This is a genomic window from Geovibrio sp. ADMFC3, assembly GCF_054687035.1.
Genome location: NZ_BAAFZG010000002.1, coordinates 2721699 through 2736785, shown reverse-complemented (window position 1 = coordinate 2736785; position 15087 = coordinate 2721699). Strand labels below are relative to the sequence as shown.

9 protein-coding genes are annotated in these 15087 nt (G+C 45.3%); 1 reads left to right on the top strand and 8 read right to left on the bottom strand.

Annotated features, from left to right (window positions below; translation table 11 throughout):
- Positions 1-17 precede the first annotated feature (17 nt).
- Positions 18-1340 (top strand): deoxyribodipyrimidine photo-lyase, encoded by a 1323-nt coding sequence (locus tag ACYRYY_RS13310; protein WP_460216081.1) that lies wholly within the window; start codon positions 18-20, stop codon positions 1338-1340.
- Here the strand turns inward: ACYRYY_RS13310 and ACYRYY_RS13305 are convergent.
- The 8 genes from ACYRYY_RS13305 to ACYRYY_RS13270 all read right to left on the bottom strand — a co-directional run bounded on the left by ACYRYY_RS13305 (position 1337) and on the right by ACYRYY_RS13270 (position 15061).
- Positions 1337-4000, bottom strand: a complete 2664-nt coding sequence (locus ACYRYY_RS13305; RefSeq protein ID WP_460216080.1) for a tetratricopeptide repeat protein — start codon at positions 3998-4000, stop codon at positions 1337-1339. The genes ACYRYY_RS13310 and ACYRYY_RS13305 overlap by 4 nt on opposite strands.
- On the bottom strand, positions 4000-5301 hold the full coding sequence (locus tag ACYRYY_RS13300) for a M16 family metallopeptidase (RefSeq protein WP_460216079.1): 1302 nt from the start codon (positions 5299-5301) through the stop codon (positions 4000-4002). Before ACYRYY_RS13300 ends, ACYRYY_RS13305 begins: the two co-directional genes overlap by 1 nt.
- Complete coding sequence (locus ACYRYY_RS13295) at positions 5298-10001, bottom strand: NAD-glutamate dehydrogenase domain-containing protein (RefSeq protein WP_460216078.1); 4704 nt, start codon at positions 9999-10001, stop codon at positions 5298-5300. The genes ACYRYY_RS13300 and ACYRYY_RS13295 overlap by 4 nt, the downstream gene beginning before the upstream one ends.
- A 293-nt stretch (positions 10002-10294) precedes the next feature.
- Positions 10295-10873 (bottom strand): O-methyltransferase, encoded by a 579-nt coding sequence (locus ACYRYY_RS13290; RefSeq protein ID WP_460216077.1) that lies wholly within the window; start codon positions 10871-10873, stop codon positions 10295-10297.
- Positions 10874-11050: 177 nt separating this feature from the next.
- On the bottom strand, positions 11051-11521 hold the full coding sequence (locus ACYRYY_RS13285) for a chemotaxis protein CheX (RefSeq protein WP_460216076.1): 471 nt from the start codon (positions 11519-11521) through the stop codon (positions 11051-11053).
- Positions 11522-11567: 46 nt separating this feature from the next.
- A complete protein-coding gene (locus tag ACYRYY_RS13280) occupies positions 11568-12140 on the bottom strand; it encodes an NUDIX hydrolase (protein ID WP_460216075.1) in 573 nt (190 codons plus the stop codon).
- Entirely contained in the window at positions 12121-14754 is a 2634-nt protein-coding gene (alaS, locus tag ACYRYY_RS13275; protein ID WP_460216074.1) for an alanine--tRNA ligase, read from the bottom strand. The genes ACYRYY_RS13280 and alaS overlap by 20 nt, the downstream gene beginning before the upstream one ends.
- Positions 14729-15061, bottom strand: coding sequence for an HNH endonuclease (locus tag ACYRYY_RS13270; RefSeq protein ID WP_460216500.1), 333 nt, complete (start codon positions 15059-15061; stop codon positions 14729-14731). Before ACYRYY_RS13270 ends, alaS begins: the two co-directional genes overlap by 26 nt.
- Between the last annotated feature and the right edge of the window lie 26 nt (positions 15062-15087).

Below are 15087 nucleotides of genomic sequence, written 5' to 3'. Positions count from 1 at the left end.
CAACTGTTTATAGGTGCATGATGATACATGACGAACGGGTAGTTATCCTTAACAAGCCGTCAGAAAACGGAAAATATGTTCTGCTCTGGATACAGCAGTCGCAGAGAACCAGATATAACCATGCCCTTGAGTTTGCCGTCAATCAGGCAAATGCCCTTAAGCTCCCTCTGTTTGCCTGTTTTGTGATAACTGACGGATTCCCGAACGCAAACCTCCGTCATTATACTTTCATGCTTGAAGGGCTTGAAAACCTCAAACTTAACCTCAAACAGCGGGGAATTAACCTGATTTTCCGCTATGGGAACCCTCCGGAAGAGGTGGTGAGTCTGGGGAAAAATGCGGAAATGATTGTCATGGACAGAGGCTACCTGCGGGTACAGAAGCAGTGGAGACGTGAGATCGGAAGAACAGCCCCATGCACTGTGGTTCAGGTGGAGAGTGACGCCGTTGTTCCTGTGGAAACAGCAAGCACCAAGGAAGAGTTCGCTGCCTACACAATACGCCCTAAAATAAACAGGAATCTTGACAAATTCCTTGTTCCTCTGGAGCAGCGGGAGCTTAAAACAAAAGACTTCATGCCGGATCTTGAAAGCTGTGTGCCTGATATAACTAAACTGAACATAGACAGAAGCGTTTCACCTGTAAAGTCCTTCACAGGCGGAGAGGACGAGGCTGTAAAACTGCTTGGAATATTTATTGATGAAAAGCTGGATGACTATGACAAACTCCGCAACGACCCAACGAAGGATGCCCAAAGCGGATTAAGCCCTTACATTCACTTCGGAAACATATCACCCCTTGAAACAGCTCTGGCTGTAAAGGATCATCCTGCCTCAGCTGCTTTTCTTGAAGAGCTTATAGTCAGACGAGAACTGGCACTGAATATGGTTAATTTCAATGCGGAGTATGACGGCCTGAAACATCTGCACCCTTGGGCGGCAAACACACTTAATGAACACGTAAAGGATGTCAGGACATACATTTATACATACGAAGAGCTTGAAAATGCAGAAACACATGACGAGGCGTGGAATGCAGCCCAGACAGAAATGCGATCAACAGGAAAGATGCACGGCTATATGCGTATGTACTGGGGCAAAAAAATTATTGAATGGACAGAAACACCGGAGGAAGCGTACAGAACAGCGATAAGTCTGAATGATAAATACAGCCTTGACGGGCGTGATCCAAACGGATTTGCCGGAGTTTTATGGTGTTTCGGCAAACATGACAGACCCTGGCAGGAACGTGCCATATTCGGCAAGGTTCGCTACATGAACTTCGCAGGTTTGAAACGCAAATTCGATGTGGAAAGTTACATCAGCAAATTTAAAACTTAATGAACCCTGTCCCTTACTTTTTCAAGGTTAGCCCGAATTCGCTTTGAAACAGGGTGTTCATCCCCAAAGGCTGACTCAGCAGCGCTGTATGCCTGTTCCAGAGCTTCTGAAGCTTCGTTTATCTCTCCTTTCCTGAAAAGAACCTCGCCGAGATTGTTAAGGTTTACAGCTATATCCTGAGGATCATCTTCATCACGCATACTAAGGGCACTGCGGCACAGTGACTCTGCTTCACCGAATTCACCCCTTCTTGAAACAACGTAAGCAAGGTTAGCCATATCCGTTGCTGTTTCGGACGATTTACCCCCATAAGTGCTGATACTCTGCTCCAGGACCTTGCGGAAAAGAGTTTCTGCCTCCTCCGCCTCGCCTTTTCTGAACTTAAGAGCGGCAAGGTTTGCAACACCTGTGAGGGTTGAAGGGTGGGATGAACCGAAATTTTTCTCTTTTATTTTCAGGGCTTTTTCATACATAGCTTCAGCCCTGTCAAATTTTTCACGGCAGTAATAGATGTAGCCGAGGTTATTGCAGTATGAAGCTATCAAAGGATGATTACGCCCAAGCTGTTCCTCTTTTGCCTCCAGAGCCCTGTAAAAAAGGGGCTCTGCGGAATCGTACTCCCCTCTTCTGTAAAAATAGAAGGCAAGCTGGCTTATGCTTTTTGCAGTTTCAGGATGGTTTCCGCCGAGAGATTTCTCTCTGATTTCAAGCACTTCCTTAAACAGCTCACACGCACGGTCAAAGTCTCCCGCCACCTCCTGAATGGAGGCGAGTTCGCTCATCGCCCTTACAGTATCGGCGTTTTCCCTGCCCAGTCTTTGTATATGCAGGCGGAGGGATCTTTCTCCAACATCCGCTGCGGTCTTGAAGTCTTTATTCTTCATGGCGAGCAGGGCAAGCTTCTGAAGATATTTCAGTGTATCCGGATGATCCGGTCCGTCAGTGCGTGACTTTATCTCGGCATTTTTCTCCACAATATCCATTGCGGATGCGAAGTCGCCCTTTGCGGTGTACATGGAGGCAAGCTTGTTGCGGCTTCTCACAGTGTCCTGACTGTCAATTCCGCCAAGTTTTTCACGGATGTTAACCATCCTCTTTAATAGAGGCTCCGCCTTTGAGTAGTCTTCTATGTTCACATACATCTGAGCCAGTCTTTCCATGCACAGGGCAGTGTATGGATTAATAAGCCCCATAAGCCCCTTGAGATACTCCACAACCTCGCTGTGAAGCCCTATCCAGAAGCCCATTTTATCATTTGAGAAATATTTCGCATGTGAATCCATGAACCAGTCCACAAAGCCCTCTCCGTCCAGAGCGGATTTAGCGTGGTGGAAGCATTCACGGAAGTTAAGGTAAAAGCCGTATGTTTTGAATGACCCTTTTTCTCTGTCTATCTTTTTGAGATAAAAGTTAAAAAGAGAGAAATGGACATTATCCTTCTGGTCACTGTTAAGCGAAGAATAAAGCTCTTCCCTGAAGGGTTTCTTCAGGCAGGCGCAATCCTGACCTATATTCGGGCTCACTGACGGCAGCATACAGTAGTCGCTGAAAGTGAAGTTGACCCCTTCGGGTATGAATTCATACACGAGATATTCAAACACTTCCTTCGTGAAAAACCTGCAAACCGAAAGAAGACGAGCCATATCACCCTCACGTCCTTCGGAGGAGGCGTTATAAAAAAGCATTATCTCTTTTGCGCCGTATTCAACCTGTTCTGCGGAAGGTTCCTTCCCTGTTTCCTTCTTAATTGCTGCAAGCCCTGCGACAAGAAGCGTGGTAAGCAGTTTATCCCCTCTGGCAGAGGCGAAAACAGCATCACACAGTTTTTTGTTCTTAAGTTCATGTTTTTCCAGAAGATATGCTGTACCGTTCCTATCGAGAACACTTGTCTCAAGCTCAAGAAGGTGTTCAGGTGCTTTGCCTTCCTCAGCTTCCGGCATCTGCCTGCCGGAAAGGATAAAGCAAACCTCAGGCAGAAGAGAAATAAGCTCTCTGATCCAGCCGTCAGCGTTCTGTTTTCTGCCTGATTCATCATCTCCGTAGATGTTTTCAAAGGAATCGATCATGAGAACGCATTTTCTGCCTTGCAGGGCAAGCTTTAAATCTTTTGTCCACTGAGCGGTGAGATTTTTACGGACAGCTTCCGGAGTTTCTTCCATAAGCCTGTTAAGCTCTGCCCCGCCTTCATTTTTCCACCATTCGGTCACAGCGGGTTTGCCCCTTTCCACTGTGAAATAGAGTTTATTTACAAGCTCATCACCCTTTGCACCCGCAACACCCAGCACCTCATTAAGAATCTTGCTGTTGGTGTAAAGATCAAGATCACGATCTAGCTTTTTATTAGGATTAGTGCGCACCAGATACAGTGCGTAGGCAACATCAAAGAAGCTGAAATTTATTTTGTAATGTCTTATAAGTTCATTGCGTAGAGCGAGTAAGCCAAGCTCACAGTCGGTATTTACCTGAAGGGAAAAATCAAGAGAAGCGCTGACAACAGCAGGATCAGCTATTTCCGGCATCAGCCTGAAAGCTGACAATATTTCACTTTTGCCTGACCCGCCTTCCCCTTTTATACGCACAACGCCGCTTTTATTAAGCGCAAAAAACTCACGGAATGGGCTTATAAACCCGTCCATGCCCTTCAGTTCAAAATCCCGCATTATTCCTCTTTTTTCCCGCCGTCCTCCAGAAGTGTCCTTAAATCAATGTAGGGACGGGAGAATATTTCAGCGGCGAGGGAGGTGATTTCCTCCGGCTGCATTCCGCTCATCTTATTAAGAAAATTATGATAATAAGCAGGAATGTCAAGAGTATAGGAGTACCCTATGTCTCTTGCCTCGCTTGAGGCACGCTCTCTCTGGAATGCTATCTGGCTTTTCAGCCTGTTTTCACACTTTTCCAGGCTCTTTTTATCCACAAATTTATCAATGGATGCGATAACCTTAAGCACAGCATCCTTAACTTTATCACTGTTGCCGACAGGGCATGTATAGGTGAATATGAACGAACCGCCGTGCTTCATGCCCAGATAACCTGCGTTTATGGAGCTTGCAAGACGCAGTTCGTTTTTAATTATTGTGCTTAATACAGAATATTCGCCGCCGGACAGTATTTCACCCAGAACTTCATAGGCAAAAATATTCTTTTCGTTCAGCGCATCGGCAGGGAATGCAATGACCCCTGTTTCCTGTACCACCTGACGATGAAAATCCTTACGATAATTTTCAGTATATTTTTTCTGAGCATTGCCGTCATACCGCTTGCCCTGTCCGTCTTTGGTTTTGCTGAAATATTTACGTCCCAGAGACTCTGCGGTTTTCTTATCTATATCCCCCGCTATAACAAGGGTCATATTCTGAGGATGATAGTATCTGCCGTAATAATCCACAAGTGTTTCACGGGTAAAGGAGTTTACAGTGTCTTCAGTGCCGATTACTTCCATTTCATATGGTGAGTCCCTGAAAAGAGCCTCATAGAGATAAGACCACATGTCGTAGGTCGGCTTATCAAACTTACGCTTAATCTCCTGCACTACAACAGGCTTTTCCTTCTCTATCTCATCTGGGATAAACTTTGCCTCGAAAAGCATTTCGCTCAAAACCTTGAATGCGGTTTCGGCATTATATGAAGGCAGAGTTATGTGGTAAAATGTGTAATCCTTACTGGTGGCGGCGTTCATACTTCCGCCTGCACTTTCCACAACCTCATCTATAGCACCGGGAGCGTAGGACTCTGTCCCTTTAAAAACCATATGCTCAAGGAAATGGGAAATACCGTTATTTTCCGTGTTTTCATTCACAGAACCGGTTTTCATCCATACATGTACCGAAACAACTCCCGTTGAGGGAATATTTCTGTAAACCATCTTTACGCCGTTTTCAAAACTTACAGTATCCACAGCGGCAAACACCCGCACCCCCGAAATTATCAAGACTATCAGTAAGAAGAAGAGTTTCTTCATCCACCAGCTCCGTATTTTTCAGCCACATTTGCAAAGGATTCTATCATTACGTTAAACGGAACAAGAGAATCTATTTCGTCTTTAGCGGCCGAATCTATAAACTTATCATAGTTTTCTACAAACCTCTTTTCTGTGTCAAGGAGATTTTTCAGCCAGCCCTTGTCACCCCCGCTGTAGGCGAATGCAAGGTTCATCTGTATTTTTTTAAGCTTCATCAGAAGACCGTCACGGTTGATGCGTTCCCACTCATCCCTTATTTTTATATGCTTCATCTTCAGCGTAAGGAAGTTTATGCCGAATCTGCCGCCGATTTCATAGTAACGCTTGAGAACACTTTTTGCTTCTGCCCCTGTTTCGGCCATAATACGAAAAACATCAAACGCAGGCTTGGAATAACGCACTGCGCATACTGCCGCTGCCAGAGGTGCAGGAAGACCTGCATTTTTGAACTCCTCGACCAGAGCAGTGTACTTTTCCTTCATTCCGTTTGTCATATATTTGGTGACAAGAGGAAATACTTCTTTCAGCATATCGCCTTTCTTTTTATAAAGCGCCATATTTCTAGGATCTATAAGCCACTCAACAGCAACCTTAAGTGTTTTATCAAGTTCTATAAGTGCTTTGTACTGTTCCTGCGCATCTGCTTTGCCGTCCAGAGCGCAGATATCGTCCCGAAGCTTGCGGCAGCCGACAATCTGCTCCGCCAGAAGGTAGCACTCAAGAATTTCGCTCAGAGGTCTGTTTGTGCTTTTCATAAGCTCATAGAAAAATGATATTCCTGTCTGGTTCAGCGCCCTGTTCACTGTGACAGTGGCGGCTATTTCTCTTATCAGTTTATGCCCGAACAGTTTTTCACCATATTTTGCAACAGTATCCTTTGGGTAGTAGTCCATATATTCGGATCTGACAAGGGGGTTATCAAGGTTGAGAGAGCCCTCCACATTGTTGTAGAGGTATATTTTCATATAAGCCAGAAGAACTGCAAGTTCCGGCGCTGTTGCATTTTTATCCTTATTAGGGAATGCAAGCTTCTCTATGCGGAAATCAAGCAGACCCTCATTACGGAGATGCTTGGCAGCTTCTCTGAATGTTACGGGACTGGATGCGAAGCGTATCAAATCGCAGCTTACAGCCTGTGACTGGCGGTAGTTTGTGGCAAGCACATGATCGGTAACCGCAGAAGTGAGTTTTTTAATGTAAGCATTACGTTCCTTAACATCTTTCATCACTTTGGTTTCCACAAGGTGATTGAAAATGATCTTGAGGTTTACCTCATGATCCGACATGTCAACTCCGCCGGAGTTGTCCAGAGCATCGGTGTATATGTGCCCGCCGTTTTCAGCAAACTCTATGCGGGCAGACTGTGTGAAACCGAGGTTTCCGCCCTCCCCCGCAACTTTTACACGAAGTTCGCCGGCATTCACACGGACATCATCATTCATGGAATCGCCCACATCTCTGTCTGTTTCAGAGGAAGCCTTGACATATGTTCCTATACCGCCGTTCCAGAGAAGTTCAGCCTCCGCCTTGAGTATAAGCCTTATCAGCTCCGCTCCGGTTACGATGGTTTCAGCACAGCCGAGCATCATCCGGACTTCCTGAGAAAGTTCTATTCGCTTTGCTGTTCTGTCAAAAATTCCGCCGCCTTTTGATATAAGATCTTTATTGTAATCCTTCCACGACAGAGAGGGGTTTTTGAAAAGCCTCTGCCTTTCAGCAAAACTCTTTTCAGCATCCGGAGCCGGATCAAGGAATATATGCACATGGTTAAACGCAGCCAGAAGATTGATTTTGGGAGAAAGAAGCATTCCGTTTCCGAAAACATCACCCGCCATATCGCCTATGCCTATGACAGTAAACTCTTCCTTCTGAATATCCTTGCCGAGTTCCTTGAAGTGGCGTTTAACGCTTTCCCAGGCTCCCCGTGCGGTTATCCCCACTTTTTTATGGTCATAGCCCACGCTGCCGCCCGAAGCAAAAGCATCCCCAAGCCAGAAGCCGTAGCTGACGGATATTCCGTTAGCTATATCACTGAAGGTTGCAGTTCCTTTATCCGCCGCAACAACAAGGTACGGGTCACTCTCGTCATACATCCTGACTCTCTGCGGATGAACGATTTTATTGCCTTTGTAGTTGTCTGTTATATCCAGCAGACCTTTGATCAGTGTGCCGTACTGTTTTATGGTGTTTGCCTTGTCCTGCTCTCTGTCTTTAAAGCGTTTCTTGACGATAAAGCCGCCCTTGGACCCGACAGGGACAATAACGGAGTTTTTCACCATCTGGGTTTTCACCAGACCGAGAATTTCAGTGCGGAAGTCGTCATTACGGTCACTGAAGCGTATTCCGCCCCTTGCAACCTTACCGCCCCTGAGATGGACGCCTTCCATCTCAGCACTGTGGACGTACACCTCAAACATAGGTCTGGGCTCTGCTATAATGGGCATCTCACGGCTCTTAACCTTGATGGAGATATAATCTCTCATGGGCTGCATAAAGTAGTTTGTGCGGACAGTTCCCTGAATAATACGCATAAAATAGCGCAGCGCCTTATCTTCGCTCACGGAGATAACACCTTCAATCAGGCTAAGGAGATCCTGCTCTATTTCAGCAGTGGAAGTCTTTTTATTGTCAGGGTCAAACTTGATTTCAAAGAAGTTTACAAGCTTTTCCGCTATTTCGGCATTACTTATAAGAGCAGACATAAGAGACTTGATAAGAAAACTGCTTTCGATCTGCTTTGCGAAATATACAAAAGTTCGGAGTATATCTGTCTGCCGCCATGTGAGTTTTCTTGTAACAGAGAGTGAGTTGAGCCTGTCGTTTTCAGCTCTTCCTCCTATGACAGCAGTCACAAGCTCAGGAAGAATAACCTTGTATGTTTCAGCGAATTCTTCGGGATCTTCAATATTTGTGAGGTACACCACATTTATGTAAAGCCCGTGTCCGTCCGCAGAGGGTTCAAAAATATCCTGTTCATAAACATTAAGACCGAGGTTGTCGATAATAGGCATAAGCTCTGTGAGCAGAAGGCGCTTTTTGGAATATATTCGCAGAACCGCCTTGCCGCAGCTGTGATGCAGAAGAGAAGATATCTCGTCATATCTGCGGATACGCACTATATCCAGATAAGCGTCTTCGGGTGTGTTTTTGCTTTTGTACGCCTCACCGAAATAGGACTCAAATCCGGCAAAAACCTCGTCACACTCGGCACCCAGACGATCACGGAGAACCTCATAGAGTGCAGAATCCCAGTCTTTGAGCATTGAGGTTATTTTATTTTTAAGCTCTCTTTCATCAATATTTTCAAGCACTGATGTATCATGAAGCATCATGTGAAAATGAAGAAAACTGCGTTTATGCTGATCTTCCCTGACAGAGATATCCATCATATTTGCGCCGAAATAATCTTCGAGAAAATCTTTGATATCCATCACAAATTCTGAGGAATACCGGGAAAGCGGCATGGCCATAAAGAATATGAGGTTTTTCAGAGGACGGAAATCGTGATATGAAATACGGATCTGGTTTGCGCCCTGCATTGTGAGTATAAGTTCAAGAACCTCTGTCAGCGCACGGCTGGAAAGGTTAAAAATCTCAATTTTAGGGTAATCGTCAAGAATATCACGCACCCATTTATAGTCGTGGGAGCCTGTGACAAAATTAAAGTAATCCAGAGTTGCCTTAATTTTATCCCTTAGAATGCTTATTTCGTGGGGCGGGCATTTGTGTGCCTTACTGGAAAAAAGCCCTGTAAGATAAATCAGGCGCATTTTTGTTCCCTGCCTGTCAAGGAACATTACCCTGTCAAAGTTTGTGCGGCGCTTCACCTTGCTTATACCGACGGCTTTATCCACAATAACCGGATAACCGTCCACGGTGTTAAGCCGTCCGTCTTTTACAGACTTGGCGAGAAGAGAATAATTAGGGTCCTGTCCAATCAGGGAGAAAACCCCTGTGTCAGAGTATGTATTAACACCCATTGCCTCGTCTATTTCCACAATGCGGGTTCCCTGACAAATAAAGTTTTCATCCATCAGCCACTGAATAAACTTAGCTACATCTCCGTTACGCTCACGGTATTCCATAAAAAGGGAACTCATGACCTCTTTGATTTTTGGGAAATCATCAACCGCAGCAGCAACATTCTCATATATTGAAGTTATCTCTTTTTTAATGTCCGAAACTTCGCTTTTGTCCAACCCTTCAAGGAATATCACAACGAATGATTCATTACTTACACCGAGACGGGATTCGGTAATTTTTGTTATCTCGCCTGCACGGCTTCTTTCTATTCCAAAAATAGGGTGAATTACAAATATCTTATGTTCTCTTATATTCTGAAGATATTCCCAGAGCGAATCGAAAATGAATGGTCTGTCGTCCGTTGCGATGGAAAAAATGCAGAAATTCCCGATAAAAAACGGCAGTTCTTCTGTTAGATCGGCGCAAACGGAAATCTTCTTTTTCTTCCGTCCCTCAAGCTTTGCGTAGAGGTGTTTATAAAGCCCTACCATATCCTCATCAGACAGAAAGCCCACGAAATTTTGCGGCAGATGGTTCATGAGAACTTTTGCGAATTCATAGAAAGGCTTACCTTTGTATTCGGCAAATACCTTTTTGTGCCGCTGGTCAAACTGCGTTCCCTTATATTTCGAAAGGTCATTTCTGGTGAGGCAGGAAATAGTTGAGAAACTGTTCATAAAACACCCCGTTACATCGAGTTAATAAGACACAGACGCATAAACGCCCTATCTGTGCATGTACACTAAGCATATGTTAACACAAGGAGATTACTTTGAAAACAGTATAACACCTAAGAGGTTTTCAGCACCCTTGTTAGCCATTTTGGTTCATAACGCCTGAAAAAAACATGTAAACTCATCCCCACAAAAGAAGATTAAGGCATAATTACAGATAAAAATTAATAAGAAAGAAAACTGAATAATGAATTTACATTTGTTATTATAAAAAAATACAATTTTTTACAGGCGGATTACTCTCTTACAGCGATATACTGCCCGTTGCCCACTGACAGAAGGCATGTTGTAAAATCAGTATCGCAGTCCACAAGAGCCATAAAGGCATCCATCTCGTCCTTGTGGGATAAGGCATTGTCAACTATCAGAGTTCCGCCTCTTTTCATAATTCGTTTAATATCAGCGAACCACTTTATGTATGCCGATCTCTGTGAATCAAGAAAAATGAAGTCGTAGGCATCCGCCTGAGCATTTTCCAGAAAATTACCTGCATCATCAACAACCTGCTCAATAAGCCCGGTGAGTTCCGCCTTTTCAAAGTTATCTTTTGCCATTTCAGCCTTCGCTTCGGAAAAGTCTATCGTGGTTATTCTGCCGCCTGTGTATTTTGCTCCCACTGCGAGCCATATGGTTGAATAACCGTTAGATGTCCCTATCTCAAGAATGCTTCTGGATTTTGCAGCTTTGATGAACACAGTGAGAAATTCACCTGTGTCTTTTGTGATATTAAGCATTTTTTGGGTTCTGTCAGTCTGGGATGAATCATTTCTGTTCCCGAACTCTTCCAATTCCGAAAGAAATTTCTCAAGCTCCATAATGAACCTCCGCAATTTTGGCAATTATAACACAAAAGAAAATAAAATGAAGGCGGCTGGAAGATTTAGGATTTAAGAAAAAAAGAAAAGAGATAATATGGCGGAGACAGAACCACCGCCGCAAGGATACATGCAAACTCCGGGAATTCAGGAAATCTGCATGTTTATGAGACAGCTTTACTGTGTTTTTTCTTTCAGAGCCACTTCAAGAACAAAGATTTTGTTATTCAGGTGGAATTTAACCCCGATGCAGATAAGGTTTGCCGGGCGCTGGATTGTATGCCCTTTACCGACGATTACATTGGGAACAGAGATGTTGAATCTTCTTGCCTTATCGGAGAAGTGTTTTTTTGTGCTGCCGGCTATCATATTGATAAGTTCGCCAACTGCGTCACCTGCATCGTTATTGAGTTCGGTGAGGGGTTCACCAAGGAACTTGCTTGTGACCTCAAGGGCGAGGTCTTCAGGAAAACTGATGGAAACAAAGCCGATAAAATCACCCACAACGCCGATAGCGCCGGAAATGTCGTAATACAGGCGTTCATCAGACTTTATGTAAAGATCCCCTTTTTTAACTTCAAGTCCTACCATTGTATCAAAAACACTGATTGTTGAAGATATAAAGGGATTTACAAGTTCCGCCTTCATCGGTTCCCCCTCCGTAAGCTTTTGAATTAAGTTAATTCAAAAAAGGTTAAATGTCCAATGCTTTTATACATCTAAGAAAGTTATCTATAAACTTCGCAGTAAGACCCCAGATTATATCATCATCATATCTGTGAAAGAAAACTGTTCTGACCTCGCCTTCACGAACCCACTGCTCAGTCCATGATGTCCTGTGATCAAAAAAATAATCCACCGGAACTTTGTATATTCTGTCCACCTCATCGGGAGAGACAGTCATATTAAAAGGCTTGCTGATCAGCCCTACGTAAGGGGTCACACGGAAACCGGCTTTGGAGAGCTGGTCGTCCAGCACACCGGCTATCTCTATCCGTTTGCTCTCTATCCCAACTTCCTCAAGTGTCTCCCGCAGAGCCGTTTCCTGAAGATTCGCATCTCCGTTTTCATAAACTCCGCCGGGAAAGGAAACCTCGCCCCCGTGGGCATTCAGCATTACAGGACGTTTGGTGAAGAGAATCTCCGAGCAGCAGCCCCCCGTAATAACAGGAATAAGAACTGCCGCCTGCACCGGAGTTTCCGGCAGAGTACGCCTTTTATACCCCGCCAGAGCCTCTCTTATATCCTCAGCCGAGCATTCCTTCAACAATGCCTTTCACCGCAGAGAGCGCAGCGTCTGTCTTAGCGGGGTTTTTACCGCCCGCCTGCGCCATATCGGGTCTGCCGCCGCCGCTTCCGCCTGCTATTGCGGCAACCTCTTTGATGACGCTGCCTGCTTTTATTCTATTTGTAAGGTCTTTTGTTACCCCGCAGAGAAACATAACTTTTTCGCTGTCCGCCGAAGCTGCAACAACAACACCTGAACCCATTTTATCTCTTGCTGTGTCAACAAAATTGCGGAGAGATTCAACATCTGCACCGTCCATGCGGGAAACAAGGAGCTTAACGCCCTTAACTTCCTCAACATTTTTCATCAAGTCACCGGCTTTAGCGGAGTTGAGTTTATCTGCAAGCTTGCGGATCTCTTTTTCCTGTTCCTTTATGGTGGCGTAGAGTTCGCTGATTTTATCCTCTATGCCTTCCACACCTGCCTTGAGGGTGAGGGATACATTCTTAAGTACCCTTTCACTGCGGCTCACATGCTCCACAGCGCCTGCACCTGTGAGCGCCTCAATTCTGCGAACGCCCGATGCAACAGATGTTTCAGAAATTATTTTAAAAAGCCCGATGTCTCCGGTTCTGTCAACATGACAGCCGCCGCAAAGCTCCGTGGAAAATCCGGGAACCTCAATAACACGCACTGTATCCCCGTATTTTTCACCGAAAAGAGCCATAGCGCCTTTTTTCATAGCCGCTTCTTTTGTTTCTATGGATGCGCTCACGTCTCTGTTTTCCATGATGCGTCTGTTAACTATCTCTTCTATTCTTTCAATCTCTTCTGCGCTGACCTGAGTGTAGTGGCTGAAGTCAAACCTGAGTCTGTCAGGGGAAACCATTGAACCCGCCTGACGCACATGATCTCCAAGCACCATCTGAAGAGCCTTATGAAGAAGATGCGTAGCGGTGTGATTACGCTCCGTAGCCTGTCTTGCCTCATCATCAACAGCAGCGAGAACCTTGTCTCCGGTTTTGATGGAACCTACTTCCATAACGCCCTGATGGACAATGAGACCGTCGCCGAATTTTTTGGTATTAGAAACACGGAAAAGGGATGTGGCTGTTCTGATAACGCCTTTATCACCTGTCTGACCGCCGCCTTCCGGGTAGAAAGGAGTTTTCTCAAGGACAATTTCCGCCTCTTCGCCTTCACTGAGAGCATCACATGTATCGCCGTTTTTAATGATTACACTTACAGATTCTTCCATTTCGAGTTCATCGTAACCCACAAATTCGGAAGATATTTTTGACCTAAGCTTTCTGTATATAGTGGAAACGCTTTCTTCGCCGCTTCCAGCCCATGACTTCTTCGCCCTGTCCTGCTGTGCTGCCATCTCTGCATTAAAGCCGGTTATATCAAGCTCAAAGCCTGCATCCTCGGCAATATCCGTAAGCAGATCCGTGGGGAATCCGTATGTATCGTAAAGTTTGAAAATTTCTGTTCCGGGAATAAGCTTCTGTTCTTTGTATTTTACAAACAGCTCATCAATAAGCTTCATGCCGATGGCGAGTGTTCTGCCGAACTGTTCTTCCTCGGTTGTAACAACCTTCTGCACATAGCTTTTTTTATCTGCAAGCTCTATGTAGTGCCCCTTCATGAAATCAGCCACGAAACCGCACACCTTGTAGAAGAAAGTTCCTTCAAAGCCGAGCATCTTGCCGTGGCGCATTGCTCTTCTCATGATTCTGCGGAGAACATAGCCTCTGCCCTCATTTGAGGGGAGAACACCGTCTGATATAAGAAAAGTGGTTGAGCGAGCATGGTCTGCAATAACACGGAGAGAAACATCGCTGTCATTGTCGGCACCGTATTTTATTCCGGCGAGTTCAGCAGTGAACTGGATGATAGGCTGAAAAAGGTCTGTGTCGTAGTTGCTGGTGACGCCCTGCACAACAGATGCGATACGCTCAAGCCCCATACCTGTGTCAATACTGGGTTTGGGAAGCGGCGTCATCTTGCCGTCAGCATCGCGCTTGAACTGCATGAAAACAAGGTTCCAGAGTTCAAGATGGCGGTCGCATTCACAGTCACGGTCGCATTCCGGACGTCCGCAGCCTGTGCCTTCGCCCTGATCTATATGTATTTCCGAGCAGGGACCACAGGGTCCTGTGTCGCCCATAGACCAGAAGTTATCCTTCTCGCCCCTGCGCTCTATATTCTCTTCTTTAACTCCGATGACATCTCGCCAGATTTTAAAAGCTTCCTCATCATCGTGATATATCGAAACAAACATTCTGTCAGCGGGCAGTCCCATTTTATTCACAAGGAAATCCCAGCCGAACTTTATAGCATCTTCTTTGAAATAATCGCCGAAGGAGAAGTTGCCCAGCATCTCAAAAAAGGTATGGTGGCGTGAGGTTCTGCCCACGTTTTCAAGGTCGTTATGCTTGCCGCCGGCACGGACAACTTTCTGACATGTCGCCGCTCTGGAGTAGCTGCGCTCCTCCAGTCCCAAAAAAGTGTCCTTAAACTGGTTCATGCCTGCATTTGCGAAAAGAAGCGTCGGGTCATTATGGGGAACGAGAGAGGACGAAGTCACAACTTCATGCCCTTTCTCCTTAAAGTATTCAAGAAACTTAGCTCTGATCTCGCTGCCTGTCATCTATGTTCTCCTTATCTTTGAATCCGTTAAGATACTCCTCCCATTCCATCGGGAGCAGATATTTCTTTTTGCTGTTACATTCCTTGCAGGCAGGCACAACATTTCCTTTTGTGCTTGTTCCGCCTCTGGCTATGGGAACAATGTGATCCATAGTTATCTCTTCCGGCGGAAACTGCCTTCCGCAGTAGTGGCATATGCCTTGGTCAACCTTGCCCCGCCACCATTGTTTGCGCCGCAGCTCACGGGCTTTTTCTTTCTCTTTCCGGATGTGTTTTTCATCCGCTGTATCAAAAAAGTGTATATCCATCATGTATCTCAGGAGTGAAGCGAAAG